The sequence below is a fragment of the Kiritimatiella glycovorans genome, from assembly GCF_001017655.1.
In the GTDB taxonomy this organism is placed as follows: Bacteria; Verrucomicrobiota; Kiritimatiellia; order Kiritimatiellales; family Kiritimatiellaceae; genus Kiritimatiella; species Kiritimatiella glycovorans.
Genome location: NZ_CP010904.1, coordinates 1,624,666 through 1,640,452 on the forward strand (window position 1 = coordinate 1,624,666; position 15,787 = coordinate 1,640,452).

Here is a 15,787-nt window from a genome sequence, read left to right on the forward strand (position 1 = left end):
CGCTTCCCACTTCCTGCCTCTTATGCTTTACCATGCAGCTCATCATGTCAATGAGACATGCAAATTTTTGGACTTACCCCAGTTTTCAGCCGAACCCCGGAAACCACGTTTGCGGGAAGCTTGAGACAGGAGGCGAACGGGGATGCGGGCTGCGCGATGCGCCGATGCGGGAGAGAAGAGCGGCGATGCCATCGGCGAGCGCGTAATAGTGGAACTCTGCGATACCGAAGAAGCGTTTTGAGGCCTTGATGGCATAGGCCGAGAGAACGGCCCGTTTTACCGAGCTGCCCAGCCAGACCGCCGAGAAGTAGATCGCGGCAAGCACGAGCGCCATCATGTTCTGGAGGCGCTGGTACGAGAGGACGCGGACGTCTTCGAGCTTGTAGCTCTGCTTGATAAAGCGGAGGGCGTCTTCTACGAGCCAGCGTGAAATATAGCCCTCAACGATGAACCATATCGACTTGCGGCTCTTCGTCACCTCTTCGGTGGTCAGCAGCATCATGGGCTTCCGGCCAAAGCCTTTGACCACGATCAGGTAAAGCCAGGGTTTCTTCCCCGGCATCCTGACTCGCCGGAAACCGTACTCGATCTGATAAGTCTTCTCGCCTTCGCGAGTCTCTTTGACGAGCTGATCGCGATAGAGCATGGGGCAACTCTCCGCCAGATCCAGGGCCCGGCTGTTCTTGCCGCGATAGCGCAGATGGCGGCTGCCCGTCAGCCTGATGATAAATCGCCAATGATTACGGAGAAGGTGGTTATAGATCTTGCAGCGGTCGCCGCCGCGGTCGATCACGTAGATGCCTCGTCTAGAGACCGCCCGGCTGATCATGTTGATGATCTCCCGCAACTGGTGGTTCTCACTGATAAAGTCCGGAGCTTCGGCCGACCACAGGCGATGATGCAGCGGCAGCATGCGGCGCTTGCCCACTTCACAGGCCACGGCCAGGCAGCTCCAGTACCCGTTGACGATCTGCCCCGTGCTGCCGTCACGCACCCGGCCAAGAAAGGGCATCGCTTCGGCGTAGTTCTTCCGGATATCACTCGGGTCCAGAATGATCAGCGTGTCTTTGTGTATCTTGCGCGAGGCGGAGGATGCGATCTCTTTGTTGATCGCCTGATCCATACCCGGGGCGTTCAGGTGGCGAGACAACCGCTCCTCGGTCTTCTTTAATTGGACCGGCTCATCAAGCTTACGCGATAGGGTGCTCAGCTTCACATCCTTGCCCGCCAGCAGCCCGAAGATCATTTGCTCTATGAACCGCTGTTTCGGTTTCGAAAAGTGGGGATAAAATATCCCCATAAATTTCCCGATCTGGTCTCGGATTTTCAGCGCGCTTCGGGTACGATCCATGACGGTCTCCTTGTGTTTGTTTTGTCACCTCCATCTTTTGATGGTGTCACTTGGAGACCACGCTATTCCACTTCTATTTTGCCTCTTTTGCCGTCCTGCAGGGGCGTTCCCTCAATTCCCTGCGAAAAACCGGGGATAGTCCTGATCCCCCCCATCTTCCAGCAGTTCTCATTATGGCCGCATTCCGACCGCGGACGGCGTGGCAGCCGTCCCTCCCGAGTCGATATCCGACGCCTTTTCGGGCATTGGGAGGGTCGGGTGCCACCCCGACCGAAAAGGGTGAAGCCATAATGAGAATCGCTGCCCATCTTCCATTTGAGTCAGAAACCGGTTCTTCGCAGTTTTTTGTGGTGGAGCCGTTCGGGGAAGAGGCGGGATGGGGATTCACCACAGCGGTCACAGAGGATGCCGGGGTCGGGATGGGAGACGACAACCGTTCGTAGTAGCGCCGCAAGCCTGCCCCCGGCAGGCCAGGCGCGTGAAGATCACGGCCCTGGCCCTGCTTCGCAGGCCTGCGGGCCTACTACGAACGTAAGAGAGCGCGCACGATCTCTTTGCCTGTGCTCTTCTCATTTATCTTTTGGGATCGCGCCTTCGGCGCGCCGAGTACGCGTACGAGTACGATGTGACGCGAGCGGACTTGCCGCCGCTCACCATAAAAATTTACGAAGAACTGGGAACCTGAGTAAGAGGGAGTGGGAGACCTATGTCCCACGACGTCCCACTTTCCCGTAAATAGGTCTTGTGCCCGGCCACCTCATATCCTATAAAGCGCGTTTCGCTCAAAATTCGCGCACCCGCAGGGGGGGATCATGCCCAAGCAGAAAACGAAGAAGGCGGTGGCCAAGCGGTTCAAGAAGACCGGCACCGGCAAGCTCAAGCACGCTCACATGGGCGGCAGCCACATTCTCACCAACAAGAACCGCAAGCGCAAACGCCGCCTGAGCGGGTCGGAGATCGTGGCCAAGCCTTATCACAAGCGGCTTTCCAGGCAGATCCCTTACAGCTGAACCGTTCCGCAAGGAGTTCCGTCATGCCCAGATCAAGTAACGCCCCCGCATCCCGTAAGCGCCGCAAGCGCAAGCTGAAAGACGCACGCGGGTTCCGGGGTTCACGCAGCAAACTCTACCGCCAGGCCACGGAGAACGTGGACTACGCGCTCGCGTTCAACTACGTGGGCCGGAAGCAGAAGAAGCGCCAGTTCCGGCGACTGTGGATCAGCCGCCTGAGCGCGGCCTGCGGCAACGAGGGCATTTCCTATCACCGTTTCATGGAAGGCCTGCGCAAGGCCGGCATTGAGTTGAACCGCAAGATGCTCTCCGAGATTGCGATCCACGATCAGGAAGGATTCCGCGCGATCGTGGGCCGGGCGAACGCCGCCCTGGAGAATTCCTGAAGAGCGGGCCGCCGGATCAGTCGGACGAGGCGGCCGACCACACTTCCAGCCAGGCCCGGGCAATCAGCGCATGACCTGCCGGTGAAGGGTGCACCCCGTCGGGAAGCCAGAACGAGGCCTCCCGCCTCTTCTCCGCATCCCGGAACCGTTCCTGCAGGGGTACGAGCGAAAGCCCTTCCGATTCCGCCAGCGCCCGCACGATCTCGCGCTTCGGATCGAGATCTTTGAGCCATCGCTTCTGGCCGACGCGTACGGGCAGAACAAAGGGTTCACACAGGATGATCCGCGCCCCGGTCTTTTCGCGTGTGCGCCCGATCAGTTCGCGATACTCGCGTTCAAACCGTTCCGGGATCGTTTTTTCTCCGGAGTCAAAGCGACGCCACGTATCGTTAATCCCCGCGAGGATTGATACCGCATCCGGCCTGAGTGAGAGGGTGTCGTGGTCCCAGCGTGCGACGAGATCGCGGACGCGGTCCCCGCCGACGCCGCGATTGAGAAACTGCACGTTCTGTTCCGGATTGCGGGAGCCCCACAGGCCCGCGACGATCATCGCGTAGCCCCGGCCCAGATCGCCGGGTACGGTCCGGACGCGGTCCGCGTCGGTGATGCTGTCCCCCTGAAAGAGAACGACCGTGCGGCGGGCACCACTCATGACCGCCGCCTTCCGCCTCCCGATCGCCGGCCCCGCGGGCGCCCCGAGCGGCCCGAGCGCCGCGAACCGCTGCCGCCGCCGTCCCTCTTGCCCCGTGGCTTTGCCGCCGGTCGGGTCGGCTTCGGAAGTTCCTGCAGCAGTTCATCCGGCGGATGTTCGCAGCTAAGCCGGTCGCCAAGGAGTTCCTCGATGGCCGGAATCTCGAACGCCTCCGTCTCGGATGCGAACGTCACCGAAGTACCCTCGGAACCCGCGCGGCCCGTACGGCCGATGCGGTGCACGTAGTCCTCCGGGTTCTGCGGCGTGTTGTAGTTGATCACGTGGCTGATGTCTTCCACGTGCAGCCCGCGTCCGGCGACATCGGTCGCGACGACGCAGCGTATCTTCCCTGACTTGTAGTGTTCGATGATACGCATGCGCTTCTTCTGATTGACCGCGCCGGAGAGGGCCTCGCAGGGAATGCCGTGCCGGTTCAGCAGGTCCGTGAGGCGGTCCACCTGGTCCCGGCGGTTGACGAATATAAGGGCCTGTCCGTGCACCACCTTCTCGAGGATGTTGTGGAGCAGCTTGAACTTCTGTTCTTCGGTGGTGATGTAGACCTTCTGGTCGATGGCCTCCGCCGCCAGCCGCTCGGGTTCGATCTCCACGCGCACGGGCTCGGTCATCCAGGAATGGGCCAGCCGCATCACACTCTCGTCCAGCGTCGCGCTGAACAGCAGCGTCTGCCGTTTGTCCTTGAACGGGGTGGCGCGCACGATCTTCCGTACGTCGGGGATGAATCCCATGTCGAGCATACGGTCGGCCTCGTCGAGCACCAGCACCTCCACCTGGCGCAGATCGATCACGCGCCGCCGGTTGAAATCCAACAGCCGTCCCGGAGTCGCGACCACCAGGTCCACGGTGCCGTCGAGATCACGCATCTGCTTGTTGAAATCCATCCCCCCGTAGACGCAGACCGTTTTGAACCCCGTGTATTTACCGAGATCGTGGGCGTCTTTCTCGATCTGCAGCACCAGTTCCCGGGTGGGGGCAACCATCAGCGCACGGGGGGCGCCTTTTTTGCGTTCGCCCTGCACCGGCCGGCGGAGGAGGACGGTGAAGATCTGAATCAGAAAGGCGGCCGTCTTCCCGGTGCCGGTCTGGGCCTGGCCGGCGGCGTCCCGGCCCTGGAGCGTGTGGGGAAGAATCTCGGCCTGAATCTTCGTGCAGTACTCGAACCCGAGTTCCGCGATGGCGCGCATCACCTCGCCCGGCAGATCGAAATCGTGAAAACGGGTCCGGCCCTCCTGCGGCTCGACCTGAAACGACTCGGGCTTCCACTTCTTTTCCGCCGCCTTTCCGCCCCCGGGACGCTCCTTCGCATCCCCGGTCGCAGCGTTTTTTTCCGGCGGGCGTTCACGGCGCGGTTTTTCTTTTTCGCCCCCTGCCGGACGCCATGTCTCGCCTTTCCGCTGCGTCTTTCCGCTTTGTTTACCCTCTTCGCGGATCCGGCCGCGCCGTTGGCGCGTCTTCGACGCTCCGCCCTCATCTGTTCCGGTGGTCTTTTTCCTCGTGAACCAGTCGCGAATACCCATCAAGTTCTCGTACTCCTTCGTTGCCGTCTTACGGCTCGTCGTTTACGCCGGCCGAGGCGCTGGCCAGCAGCAGGGCGTGTACCCGTTCCGCGGCGCGGGACACCGTCTGTCCCGTAATCGCCGACTCGTCAAAAGGCGCCTCGTCCGTGACCGGTCCCGCCGGGCCGTCGAGCATGGCCATCGGCACGGGGTCGTCGGTGTGTCCCCGCCGCACGATCGGCGTGCGGTGATCCGTGGCCACGATGAGCCGGTACGGGCGGTTCTGCTCTTCCAGCCAGTTCCAGACCGGGGCGACGATCTCCCGGTCGAACGCCTCGATCGCCTCGATCTTTTTGTCGGCGTCACCCATATGGCCGCATTCGTCCGGGGCCTCCACATGCAGGTAGGCGAAGGCATGGTCGCGGAGCAGATCGTACACCGCTTCGCGTTTGCCCCTGTAATTCGTATCGATAAACCCCGTGGCGCCCTCCACGTCCCGGACCTCCAGCCCGACCAGACGCCCGATGCCCTTGACCAGGGTCACCGCCGAAACCACGCCGCCGGTCATTCCGTAACGATCGCTGAACTTCGGCAGGTGCAGCGGCGCCCCCTGCCCCCACAACCAGATCTGGGTCGCGGTCCGTTCGCCGCGCTGCTCGCGCCTGCGGTTCACGGGATGGCCGGCGAGAATCGTGCGTGATCGTTCCATCAGGCGGGTGATCGCTTCCGCGCCCTCGCCCGTCGGCATGTGCGCCGCCGTCACGTCGCCCGAAAATTCGTGCGGGGGCTCGGTGCGCAGGCTGCGGGGCCCGTTCTTAATCACCATCAGGTGGCGGTACCCGACGCCGGGATAAAAGGCGATGCCCTCTCCGCCCAGTTCCCGCTGGAGGTCGCCCATCAGTTCGGCTCCCTCCTCATCGGTAATATGCCCTGCGGAATAGTCCTCCATCATCCCCTCGCGCACATGCACGAGATTGCAGCGGAAGGCGATGTCGTCCGGCTCCAGACTCATGCCCATCCCCGCGGCCTCGATCGGGGCGCGGCCCGTATAGTGCTCGCCGGCGTCGTACCCCATCAGCGCCATGTTGGCCACGTCGCTGCCGGGCTCCATGCCCTCGGGTATCGTGCGCACCGGAAAGACGCGGCCGGCGGCGGCGATCCGCCGCATCGCCGGAATGCGGGCCAGTTCCAGCGGTGTGCGCCCGCCCCGCTCCTCCAGGGGGTAGTCGCCCATGCCGTCGCCCGTGAGTATTACCGTTCGCATAAAAACGTCCTTTCCTGCAACCGGGAGAGCATGACGGAAACCGCGGAGGCACTCAATCCAAATCCGGACTTCCCAGAGCGCGGTCCGCCGCGCATAATGGCCGGTTTGAAGCGAAGGAAAACGTATTCAGGGAGGATTTCCGTTATGGTACCGCCTTCATCTCACCAGCCCGACCCGCACGTTCAGGGCACCCTGAACACGCTCATTCAGCTCCAGGACCTCGTGCTTGCGCGGGACGAACGCAAGGCCGCCGGCCCCGGCAAAAGGCTCGCGGAACTGAACCGTTCGATCGAGGCCATGCTCGACGAACTCGCCGCGGACCGGCGCACTCACATCCGGCAGCTCCTGCGCCGTTCGCCGCTGGCCGTGGTGCCCATACACCACCGGACCTGCACCGGCTGCGGAATGGCCCTCCCCGTCAGTCTCGTAAACAATGTGCATGCCGCGCGTGCCATCTACCGCTGCCCGAGCTGCACGCGAATCCTCTATTACCGCGAGAGCGAGATCAGGCGCCGCCCCGAACGGCGCCGGCGGCGGGCGAACGACCGCAAGGGCCTGGAACGATTTTCCTGTGAAGCGCTGATGATCCCCCGCCTGGGGGGCGGCACCCCGGAAGAGGTGCTCGGTCAGATGTGCCGCTGCATGGAGGAGCAGGGGTTCATCGAGAACTCCGATGCGCTCCTGGAGCAGGCCATGCAGAGGGAGGCGATCTCGACGACGGCGATGGAGCACGGCATCGCGTTTCCCCACGTGCGCGGGGTCGAAGGCGGGGGGCTCACGCTCGCGGCGGGCGTGCACCGCAAGGGGATTCATTTCGATCCCGACAGCCGCCGTCTGTCGCGCATCTTCCTCTTCATGACCATCCCCACCGCGGCGAGCGCGTTCTACCTCCGGCTCGTCTCCGGCCTCTCGGAATCGCTCAGCAGGAAGGAAGTGCGCGAAGAGGTGCTCGGCGCCGAAACGCCGCAGGAACTCTGGAAACGGCTGCAGAAAGCGACCCGGAAGACGGTGCGCTGAGCGCCTGCTTACGCCGTCTGTTTAAAGAGCTGCTGCAAAAGGCGCAACGGCCCGCTGACTCCCAAGGCGATCAGCGGGCCGGTGTCGGCGATGATGACTTGCTGTCTGCCGGCGTTCACTCAAAAACGCTCTGCTCGTCTTCCAGCTCCGCAGGGGAATAATCGACGGCGTCGATATTCGAAACCTTGAGCACCTCCAGGAATTCTTCCACCGAAAGATCTGCAATTTTTGCCGCTTGAACCAGCGTAACCTGTTTTTGCTCAAAAAGGGTTGCCGCCAGATGATGATGGGCCCCCTGTTCCATCAAACGGGCATTAAACGGCAGCGCGATAGCCGCCGGGCGCCCGTGCAGCGATTCTCATTATGGCTTCACCCTTTTCGGTCGGGGTGGCACCCGACCCTCCCAGTGCCCGAAAATGCGTCGGATATCGACTCGGGAGGGACGGCTGCCACGCCGTCCGCGGTCGGAATGCGGCCATAATGAGAACTGCTGCGCCCGTGGGTTGTTATGATGGACAGGTGTCCGGCCTGAGCTTCTTTAATCAGTTTTCCGGCCTTGCTTCGCAGATCACGGGAAGAAAAGACATCAACGGTTTTTTGCATAAGAAACTCCATATTGTCATCACAATACGTATCACATTTTTCACATTTTTCAGCGGTCAATCTCCTTTCACCTGCTTACCTGGGGCGCGCCCGGGGTCGGACCGACCCGGAAGACGGTGCGCTGAGCGCCTGCTTACGCCGCGGGCGTCGTCAGCGGGCAGTCTTCGCAGCGCGGGGTGCGGCGGCAGTATTCTTTGCCGACCCGCACCAGCAGCGCATGAAATTCGTTGAACAGCGCGGGATCGCGCGGGAGCTGTCCGGTGAACCACTGCGCCAGATCATCGTACGACGCCTTCTCACGGCAGGCCCCGTGGCGTAGCAGCACCCGGCGCGTGTAGGCGTCGATCACAAACACCGGGCGGTTTCCGGCGTAGAGGAGCATGCTGTCCGCGGTCTCCGCCCCCACGCCGCGCACCGCGAGCAGCTGTTCGCGCAGCGCGCCCGTGCTCTCCGCGAACATTCGATCGAGCGATCCCCCGTAGCTTTCGATGAAGAAGCGCACGAAGGCCTTCAAACGGTCCGCCTTGACGTTGAAGTAGCCCGCCGGACGGATCAGGCCGGCCAGTTCGGGCGCCGGCATCCTGTCGATCGCCCGCGCGTCGAGCACGCCCGCCTCGCGGAGACGGGCGATCGCGCGCTCCACGTTGCGCCAGTTCGTATTCTGCGTCAGGATCGCACCGACCATGACCTCGAATCCGCTCTCTGCGGGCCACCAGTGCTGCGCCCCCCAGCGGCGGTACAGCGCTTCGTAGATTTCCATGGCGTCCATCGGTGTTCTCCGCGATTCGCGAGGAGTCGCGCCGGCGTCCGGCGACCCGCACTATGTCCGATCGTCGCCGGACGATAAAACATCTTTTCGGTTGAGTGCCGCGGGGCGGAAAAGGAGAATATCCGCATGACGCAGCCTCCGCTTCCATCCCGTTCCGGCATCGCCGCGCTGATCGGACGCGCCAACGCCGGGAAGTCCACCCTGCTCAACCGGATGGTGGAGGAGAAGGTGGCCATTGTGAGCGGCACCGCGCAGACGACCCGCAACCTGATCCGGGCGGTACTGACCGATCCCCGGGGCCAGATCGTCTTTCTCGACACCCCCGGAATCCATCGCGCGAAGGAGCCGCTGGGCAGGAGAATGAACAAAATCGCGCGCAATGCGGCGGACGGCGTGGATGCGGCGCTGCTGATCGTGGACGCGTCGGCGCCGCCCGCGATGGAGGACGAGGGGTGGATCCGCCGGCTGCTCTTCTCGGAGTCGCACGTGCTGGTCGTGCTGAACAAGGACGATCTGGGAGGGCGCCATGCCCGGGCCTACCGCGACTGCTGGGAACGGGTGGCGGAAGAAAAAGGGCGGGACCGCCGCGCGGAGTGGCACACGGTGTCCGCCCTGACCGGAGCCGGGATCCCCGAACTGATGGAACGGCTCTTCGAGCTGATGCCCGCGGGTCCCCTGCTCTTCCCTCCCGACGTGCTGACCGATTATCCGCGCAAGCTCAACATCGGCGACCTCATCCGCGAACAATTCTTCCGGCGCCTGCGTGAAGAGGTGCCTCACGCGCTGGCGGTCCGGGTTGAAAACATCGAGGAAACCGACGCCGGCGGCGGCTGGAACATCAGCGCCACCGTGTACGTCGACCGCCACAGCCAGAAGGGGATCGTCATCGGCCACAAGGGCAGGCTGATCAAAAAAGTCCGCGAAGAGGCGCGGCGCGAGGTGCGGAAGATGTACGACCGCCCCGTCGCGCTCGAACTGCGCGTCAAAGTCGAACCGAAGTGGCGGGAGAACTACTGGATCCTGCGCGAGCTGGGCTATGCCTAGTCCGGTCGGCCGACCGCCGGATCAGAAACGGCAGCGGACGCCGACCGCGGTCCACACCGTATCCCGGGGCGCCCCCTCCCCCGCTCCGTCCGGCCGCGCGGCGTCGAAACGGCGGGCCCAGGCGATACGCCCTTCCAGCGAGAGCCGCGCGCTGAGCGCACAGCTCAACCGCACGGCCGCCTCGAAATCGGTCAGCCCGCCCGCGGCTCCCGGCTGTACGTCGTAGTGATACCACCAGTGGTTGTGTCTTGCGCTCCCGGCCCCGAGATCGGCGCTCAGTCCCAGCATGACGTTATCGACCGCTTCGATCTCGCGCAGCACCCCCGCCCGGCCGTACCATCCACCGGCCCGGTCGACATCCATCGCCACGGAAGCGCGGGGCACCGCGAAAAAGGCCCCGTTCCACTGTCCGCGCAGGTAGAGTTCCGAGGTGCCCGAGGAGGTTTCCGCTGCGCGGCGGCGGGCGGGCGCGAACCCCGAGAGCGCGGGAGGGCGCTGAACATCGTAATAATAACCGCGCCACCCCGCCTCCCAGTCGAGGTTTTCACAGACGCCGCGCACGTACACCGCCGGGTCTATTTCATGGGCCGCATCGCCGCTATACGTCGTAAGCCGGATACCGTATTCCGCGTTCGGGCGGCGGACCGCCGCGTCGGCCTCCGCCCGCAGCAGGAGATCGTCGTGACGTTCCAGACCGCGGAACACCCGAGCCGAATCCACCCCCGCAGCCGTCTCGATCGCCGGCCCGCCCGCCCCGACCGGCAGGGTCAGGCCGGCCCACAGACAACAGAACAGGATGCGCACACTCACAGCCGATCTCCCTTTCGCCGAATTCCGAAATCACGCGGATGACCGTAAAATCAGGAGAGTTTCTTTTCGAGGCAGAATTTGACCGGGCAGCGGTGAAACCAAAAAAAGGACGCCCCCGCGAACGGGGACGCCCTGCGTCCTGGAGGAGACGCCTGAGTCAGAAGGCGTAACTGATGCCGACCAGACCGTACGTATCCACGTCGTAGGCCCCCTTCCCGTCGGGGAGTACGTCGTCGTCGAGCTGGCCCACGTAGGTCAGCGAGCAGTGGATTTCCGCCGCCTCGCTGAGCGCATAGCCCAGGCCGATCGTTCCCGAGGCGTGGGAGAACCCGTCGGGACCCGCATCGGCCTCCAGATATCCGACCGCGCCGCCGAGCGACAGGCTCAGCGCCTCGGTGAGGGCCATCCCGTAGTCGAGCGTACCCTCGACGTAGACGTTGTCTTCGATCCCGCCGTCCACGCCGTAGTACACCCCGAGACCGGGCGTGACGCCCGTGTCCGCCACCTCTTTCGCCACGGTCAGACCGAACTCGCGGTCATGATCCAATCCGCTCGACGGATAGGTGTACTCCGTATAACCGAGGGCCAGGTCGACGACCTCCAGCGGGAACGCGATCGAACCGTAGAAGTCCCACTCCTGGAACTGCCCGTCCTCCACGATCCCGTCGTAGTCGTCGATGTCGAGATTGCCCCAGGCTCCGAGCGACACCTCCGCTTCCCCGATCATCAGTCCGCCGACCTCCATATACGGCTGCAGGACGAACCCGTCGTTAAACGTCGCCCCGCGAAACACGTACGCCGAGGCCGCATCCACGCCCACGGTCGCCTCCGCCGCGTGCGTTGCGCCTGCCGCCGCGAGCCCCAACACTACCACCGCCGCCGTCATCACTTCTCTCATCTTCATTTCCAGTCCTCCCTTTCGTCCGGATCGACCGTTCGTTCCCCGCCCGGCCCGGACCTGCCGGGCGGGGATGCCTCCTCAACCTATGCCCTGAGTTCCGTTCTCCCCCGTGCGGATGCGGATGCAGTCCTGCAGATCCAGCACGAAGATCTTCCCGTCGCCGATGCTCCCCGTCCTGGCGCCGCTCACGATCGCCTCGACCGTCCGTTCAAGGAACTCGTCGTTGATCGCGATTTCGATGCGCACCTTCTTGAGCAGGTTCACCTCGATCTCCGCGCCGCGGTAGGTCTCGTGGTAGCCCTTCTGCTGACCGCACCCGAGGGCGTTGGTCACGGACATCTTGAACACCTCCGCCTCGTACAGCGCCTGCTTCACCGGGGTCAGCCGTTCCGGCTGGATGAAAGCAATGACCAGTTTCATGGTTGTCCTCCTTGTTTATCCGGCGGCGCCCCTGCGCCGCCCTGCACTCTTACCGGGATCCGTTACTGCGTGGTGAAGAACTGGAACCCGCTGTAGGCTTCCATTCCGTGCTCGCCGATATCGAGCCCGCGCAGTTCCTCCTCTTCACTGACCCTGAGACCGATGGTCTTCCTGATGACCGTGAACAGGACCAGCCCCGTTCCGAAGGCCCAGACGAAGCCCGCGCCGGCGCCGATGAGCTGACTCACGAGCTGACTGAAGCCGCCGCCGTAGAACAGCCCGCTGTTCGCCTCGCCGATACCGAGCACGGCCTCGGCGTTGAACAGCCCGCAGCTCAGGGTTCCCCACAGACCGCAGACCCCGTGCACGCTGATCGCACCGACCGGGTCGTCGATCCGCAGCACGCGGTCGAAAAACAGCACGCTGAACACCACGAGGACTCCCGCGATCACGCCGATCAGGATCGAAGCCAACGGCGTAACGGTGTAGCAGGGCGCGGTGATCGCCACCAGGCCCGCAAGCGCACCGTTCAGGGCCATGGAAGCATCCGCATTCTTCAGGACCTTCCACGAAGTCAGCATGGCCGCTACCGCACCGGCCGCCGCCGCCAGGTTCGTGGTCACCGCCACGCGCCCGATTTCGCCGTCGCCGGTGGTGGTGCTGCCGGGATTGAACCCGAACCATCCGAACCACAGGATGAACACACCCAGCGCCGCAAGCGGGATGGAGTGCCCCGGGATCGCCCGCGGACTCCGGTCCTTCGCGTATTTACCGATCCTGGGACCCAGCACGATCGCCCCCGCCAGCGCGAGCCATCCGCCCACGGAGTGGACGACCGTCGAGCCCGCGAAATCACAGAACGCACCCGTACCCAGATTCTCAAGCCATCCCGCGCCTTCGGCGATGAACAGCGAACCCCACGCCCATTTTCCGAACACCGGGTAAATGAACAGACAGATCATCAGACTGTAGGCCAGATAACCGGTGAATTTCGTCCGCTCCGCCATCGCCCCGGAAACGATCGTAGCCGCCGTGGCCGCAAATACGGTCTGGAAGATCAAAAAAGTATACCCCCAGGCCGTTCCGCCCTCCGAACCGACGATGCCCCCCATGCCGAACAGGCTGCCGCCGAAGACGCCGTTGCCGGTCGCCCCGAACATCAACCCGAATCCCACCAGGAAGAACGCCAGCGATCCGATGGAAAAATCCATCAGATTCTTCATCAGGATGTTCACCGCGTTCTTGGCGCGAGTGAACCCGGCCTCGACCATCGCGAAACCGGCCTGCATGAAGAACACCATGACCGCCGCCACCAGCGTCCAGACCACGTTCACGTTGTGCTGCACCTCCGCGGCCGCCTCCGCTTCCCCCGCAGCCCACGCCGGGGCCGCAGCCAGAAGCGCCGGGATCAGCAGCCTCCATCTTCGCCCATTCCTTCTCCTCATCGCACACCTCCTGTGCCTTCCGTTTATGTCCGCACCCGCGAACTGCGATAAACCCCTTGCATCCCGCATGCCAAACACGAATACAGCGCGGAGTGATATTTGTTAATAGTTCACCGTTAGTAATTTATAGATCCTTTTAATGATGCGGACGCGATTAACGCCGATCGATTGAAGTTACAATTATGTTTATAGCATCGAGCTTGTTACATTTATGGGCATTTATGATAGATTGAAGGGGGCGACCGGATCGTGTACATCGGAGGAGGCGGGGGCGCACGTTACGCAGGGAGGTTGATGGATGAAAAAAGAGAAGCGCATACTCCAGTCGGCGCTTGCAGGGACCTGGTATCCCGCCGGGGCCAGCGAGCTCGAAGCGATGATCGAGTCCTGCATATGCAGGGCGGGGGGCGCACCCGTGGAGGGACCGGTCCGCGCCCTGCTGCTGCCGCACGCCGGATACCCTTATTCGGGGGCCGTGGCGGCGGCGGGCCTCAGGGCGGTCCGGGGAGGCGAGTACCGGCGGGTCGTCATCATCGGCCCCTCGCACCAGACCCCGCTGGCGGGATCAATCAGCGTGCCGGACGCCACCCATTACGAGACTCCGCTCGGGCGGATCCCTCTGGACACGCGCGTGATCGGGGCGCTTCGGGAACACCCCGAGGTGACCTCGCGCGAAGAAGCGCATGCCGCGGAGCACAGCGTCCAGATCCAGGTTCCTCTTCTGCAGTATGCCCTGAAGGATTTTTCGCTGGTGCCGATCCTTGCGGGGCGGCTGGACGCCGCCTCGGCGCGCAGGGTGGCCGCGCGGATCGCGCCTCATCTCGATGAGCACACGCTTCTGGTGATCAGTTCCGATTTCACGCATTACGGCCCCGGATTCGGGTACACGCCCTTTCACCGCGAAATTCAGGAACGGCTGCGCGAACTGGATATGGGGGCGTTTGAGAAGATCCGCGCGGTTGATCTCGAGGGCTGGTTCTCCTATATCGACGAGACCGGCGCCACCATCTGCGGGCGCGACCCGGTGGCTGTGCTCCTGGCGCTGCTCGGACCCGGCGACACGGTGGAGCTGATCGAATACGACACTTCGGGCCGGATCACGGGTGAGACGGATCATTCGGTGAGCTACGTCAGTGCGGCCGTTCCGGGCCGCTGGCCGGAGCGGGAGGGTGCCGGGCGGAAAGCCGAAGCGCAGGAAGACGGCCGCGGGTCCGCGACTCCGGGCACGCGGGAGAGGATGGAACTGCTGACCCTCGCGCGAAAAAGCATCGAGTACTTCATGGAGCGGCAAAGGATCCCGGAACCCGAAGACCTCGGAATGGAACTGAGCCGCGATCTGAGGCGGAAAGCAGGCGCATTCGTCACGCTGCACCTCGGGGGCCGGCTCCGGGGCTGCATCGGTGAAATCATGCCGCGCAGGGAGGTCTTCCGCGTGGTCCTCGAACGCGCGGTCGATGCCGCCGTGCATGATTACCGCTTCCCGCCGCTGACTTCGGATGAGCTTGATCGGACGGAGATCGAGATTTCGGTGCTCACACCGCCGCAGCCGGTCGACGACTGGAAGGAGATCGAACTCGGCCGTCACGGGATCATTCTCGAGAAGGAGGGTCACAGCGCCGTATTTCTGCCCCAAGTGGCCGCCGAACAGGGCTGGGATCTTGAAGAGACCCTCGATCACCTCGCCTCCAAGGCGGGACTTCCGCCCGGGGCCTGGCGCGGGAACACGCGCTTCAGGGTTTTTGAAGCGATCGTGTTCGGCGAGGAACGGTAGGGCAGGAATGCGGCGCGTTCGGAGACCGCGCCCTACCCGAAGATGCGGAACGTTTCATCCACACCCTGGAGGGACGGGTTCCACCCCGTCCACTGGATCCCCGGTCGGCGTGGCAGCCGACCCTCCACTCCGGCGGGGACGGCGCGTTCGGAGACCGCGCCCTACCCGAAGATGCGGAACGTTTCATCCACACCCTGGAGGGACGGGTTCCACCCCGTCCACTGGATCCCCGGTCGGCGTGGCAGCCGACCCTCCACTCCGGCGAGGACGGCGCGTTCGGAGACCGCGCCCTGCCCCAAAATGCGGAGGGTTTCATCCGCACCCTGGAGGGACGGGTTCCACCCCGTCCACTGGATCCCCGGTCGGCGTGGCAGCCGACCCTCCACTCCGGCGGGGACGGCGCGTTCGGAGACCGCGCCCTGCCCCAAAATGCGGAGAGTCTCATCCGCACCCTGGAGGGACGGGTTCCACCCCGTCCACTGGATCCCCGGTCGGCGTGGCAGCCGACCCTCCACTCCGGCGGGGACGGCGCGTTCGGAGACCGCGCCCTACCCGAAATGCGGAACGTTTCATCCGCACCCTGGAGGGACGGGTTCCACCCCGTCCATTGCATTCCCGGTCGGCGTGGCAGCCGACCCTCCACACCGGCGGTGACGGCGCGTTCGGAGACCGCGCCCTGCCCGAAATGCGGAGAGTCTCATCCGCACCCTGGAGGGACGGGTTCCACCCCGTCCACTGGATCCCCGGTCGGCGTGGCAGCCGACCCTCCACACCGGCGGGGATGCTCGAGC

The 15,787-nt window shown here is 63.9% G+C and carries 16 protein-coding genes; 5 read left to right on the forward strand and 11 right to left on the reverse strand.

The window, feature by feature from the left end:
• Positions 1–85: 85 nt before the first annotated feature.
• The gene (locus tag L21SP4_RS06735) at positions 86–1,351 is read right to left on the reverse strand and encodes a transposase (RefSeq protein ID WP_052881937.1); all 1,266 of its coding nucleotides are present in this window, start codon (positions 1,349–1,351) and stop codon (positions 86–88) included.
• An 812-nt stretch (positions 1,352–2,163) separates the two neighbouring features.
• Between L21SP4_RS06735 and rpmI the strand changes: the two genes are divergently transcribed.
• Both rpmI and rplT read left to right on the forward strand, forming a co-directional pair.
• Complete coding sequence (gene rpmI, locus L21SP4_RS06740; protein WP_052881938.1) at positions 2,164–2,361, forward strand: 50S ribosomal protein L35; 198 nt, start codon at positions 2,164–2,166, stop codon at positions 2,359–2,361.
• A 23-nt stretch (positions 2,362–2,384) separates the two neighbouring features.
• Positions 2,385–2,747: a 50S ribosomal protein L20 gene (gene rplT / locus L21SP4_RS06745; protein WP_052881939.1), complete on the forward strand. Its 363-nt coding sequence runs from the start codon at positions 2,385–2,387 to the stop codon at positions 2,745–2,747.
• A 16-nt stretch (positions 2,748–2,763) separates the two neighbouring features.
• Here the strand turns inward: rplT and L21SP4_RS06750 are convergent, their stop codons facing one another.
• From L21SP4_RS06750 to L21SP4_RS06760, 3 genes are read right to left on the reverse strand one after another with little or no spacing between them, the layout of a single operon-like run.
• Positions 2,764–3,399, reverse strand: a complete 636-nt coding sequence (locus tag L21SP4_RS06750; RefSeq protein ID WP_052881940.1) for an SGNH/GDSL hydrolase family protein — start codon at positions 3,397–3,399, stop codon at positions 2,764–2,766.
• Entirely contained in the window at positions 3,396–4,973 is a 1,578-nt protein-coding gene (locus L21SP4_RS06755) for a DEAD/DEAH box helicase (protein ID WP_074041406.1), read from the reverse strand. The genes L21SP4_RS06750 and L21SP4_RS06755 overlap by 4 nt, the downstream gene beginning before the upstream one ends.
• A gap of 28 nt (positions 4,974–5,001) precedes the next feature.
• A complete protein-coding gene (locus L21SP4_RS06760; RefSeq protein WP_052881941.1) occupies positions 5,002–6,216 on the reverse strand; it encodes a cofactor-independent phosphoglycerate mutase in 1,215 nt (404 codons plus the stop codon).
• A 144-nt stretch (positions 6,217–6,360) separates the two neighbouring features.
• Here L21SP4_RS06760 and L21SP4_RS06765 point away from each other — a divergent pair, with 144 nt between their 5' ends.
• Complete coding sequence (locus tag L21SP4_RS06765) at positions 6,361–7,233, forward strand: PTS sugar transporter subunit IIA (protein WP_052881942.1); 873 nt, start codon at positions 6,361–6,363, stop codon at positions 7,231–7,233.
• A gap of 115 nt (positions 7,234–7,348) precedes the next feature.
• On the opposite strand, the gene L21SP4_RS06770 is transcribed toward L21SP4_RS06765, so the two are convergent.
• Both L21SP4_RS06770 and L21SP4_RS06775 read right to left on the reverse strand, forming a co-directional pair.
• Positions 7,349–7,537, reverse strand: a complete 189-nt coding sequence (locus L21SP4_RS06770; RefSeq protein ID WP_052881943.1) for a UPF0175 family protein — start codon at positions 7,535–7,537, stop codon at positions 7,349–7,351.
• 432 nt (positions 7,538–7,969) lie between these two features.
• A complete protein-coding gene (locus tag L21SP4_RS06775; protein WP_052881944.1) occupies positions 7,970–8,605 on the reverse strand; it encodes an endonuclease III domain-containing protein in 636 nt (211 codons plus the stop codon).
• A 126-nt stretch (positions 8,606–8,731) separates the two neighbouring features.
• On the opposite strand from L21SP4_RS06775, the gene era reads away from it, so the two are divergent.
• Positions 8,732–9,649, forward strand: coding sequence for a GTPase Era (gene era / locus L21SP4_RS06780; protein ID WP_052881945.1), 918 nt, complete (start codon positions 8,732–8,734; stop codon positions 9,647–9,649).
• Between the two features lie 21 nt (positions 9,650–9,670).
• Here the strand turns inward: era and L21SP4_RS06785 are convergent, their stop codons facing one another.
• The 4 genes from L21SP4_RS06785 to L21SP4_RS06800 form a co-directional block, all read right to left on the reverse strand.
• Positions 9,671–10,459 carry a hypothetical protein gene (locus tag L21SP4_RS06785; RefSeq protein ID WP_052881946.1) on the reverse strand — a complete coding sequence of 263 codons (789 nt, stop codon included), beginning with the start codon at positions 10,457–10,459 and terminating at the stop codon, positions 9,671–9,673.
• Positions 10,460–10,616: 157 nt separating this feature from the next.
• Positions 10,617–11,363: a TorF family putative porin gene (locus L21SP4_RS06790; RefSeq protein WP_052881947.1), complete on the reverse strand. Its 747-nt coding sequence runs from the start codon at positions 11,361–11,363 to the stop codon at positions 10,617–10,619.
• Positions 11,364–11,438: 75 nt separating this feature from the next.
• Entirely contained in the window at positions 11,439–11,780 is a 342-nt protein-coding gene (locus L21SP4_RS06795) for a P-II family nitrogen regulator (RefSeq protein ID WP_052881948.1), read from the reverse strand.
• A gap of 62 nt (positions 11,781–11,842) precedes the next feature.
• On the reverse strand, positions 11,843–13,225 hold the full coding sequence (locus L21SP4_RS06800) for an ammonium transporter (RefSeq protein ID WP_052881949.1): 1,383 nt from the start codon (positions 13,223–13,225) through the stop codon (positions 11,843–11,845).
• A gap of 298 nt (positions 13,226–13,523) precedes the next feature.
• Between L21SP4_RS06800 and amrB the strand changes: the two genes are divergently transcribed.
• The gene (gene amrB, locus L21SP4_RS06805) at positions 13,524–14,996 is read left to right on the forward strand and encodes an AmmeMemoRadiSam system protein B (protein ID WP_052881950.1); all 1,473 of its coding nucleotides are present in this window, start codon (positions 13,524–13,526) and stop codon (positions 14,994–14,996) included.
• Positions 14,997–15,157: 161 nt separating this feature from the next.
• On the opposite strand, the gene L21SP4_RS06810 is transcribed toward amrB, so the two are convergent.
• Entirely contained in the window at positions 15,158–15,424 is a 267-nt protein-coding gene (locus L21SP4_RS06810) for a hypothetical protein (RefSeq protein WP_144413787.1), read from the reverse strand.
• Positions 15,425–15,787: the final 363 nt, after the last annotated feature.

Coding starts and splice junctions, on each gene's coding strand:
- L21SP4_RS06795 (WP_052881948.1), bottom strand. CDS start 11,780: ATGAAACTGGTCATTGCTTTCATCCAGCCGGAACGGCTGACCCCGGTG.
- L21SP4_RS06750 (WP_052881940.1), bottom strand. CDS start 3,399: ATGAGTGGTGCCCGCCGCACGGTCGTTCTCTTTCAGGGGGACAGCATC.
- amrB (WP_052881950.1), top strand. CDS start 13,524: ATGAAAAAAGAGAAGCGCATACTCCAGTCGGCGCTTGCAGGGACCTGG.
- rpmI (WP_052881938.1), top strand. CDS start 2,164: ATGCCCAAGCAGAAAACGAAGAAGGCGGTGGCCAAGCGGTTCAAGAAG.
- L21SP4_RS06760 (WP_052881941.1), bottom strand. CDS start 6,216: ATGCGAACGGTAATACTCACGGGCGACGGCATGGGCGACTACCCCCTG.
- L21SP4_RS06755 (WP_074041406.1), bottom strand. CDS start 4,973: ATGGGTATTCGCGACTGGTTCACGAGGAAAAAGACCACCGGAACAGAT.
- rplT (WP_052881939.1), top strand. CDS start 2,385: ATGCCCAGATCAAGTAACGCCCCCGCATCCCGTAAGCGCCGCAAGCGC.
- L21SP4_RS06775 (WP_052881944.1), bottom strand. CDS start 8,605: ATGGACGCCATGGAAATCTACGAAGCGCTGTACCGCCGCTGGGGGGCG.
- L21SP4_RS06765 (WP_052881942.1), top strand. CDS start 6,361: ATGGTACCGCCTTCATCTCACCAGCCCGACCCGCACGTTCAGGGCACC.
- L21SP4_RS06770 (WP_052881943.1), bottom strand. CDS start 7,537: ATGGAACAGGGGGCCCATCATCATCTGGCGGCAACCCTTTTTGAGCAA.
- L21SP4_RS06790 (WP_052881947.1), bottom strand. CDS start 11,363: ATGAAGATGAGAGAAGTGATGACGGCGGCGGTGGTAGTGTTGGGGCTC.
- era (WP_052881945.1), top strand. CDS start 8,732: ATGACGCAGCCTCCGCTTCCATCCCGTTCCGGCATCGCCGCGCTGATC.
- L21SP4_RS06735 (WP_052881937.1), bottom strand. CDS start 1,351: ATGGATCGTACCCGAAGCGCGCTGAAAATCCGAGACCAGATCGGGAAA.
- L21SP4_RS06800 (WP_052881949.1), bottom strand. CDS start 13,225: ATGAGGAGAAGGAATGGGCGAAGATGGAGGCTGCTGATCCCGGCGCTT.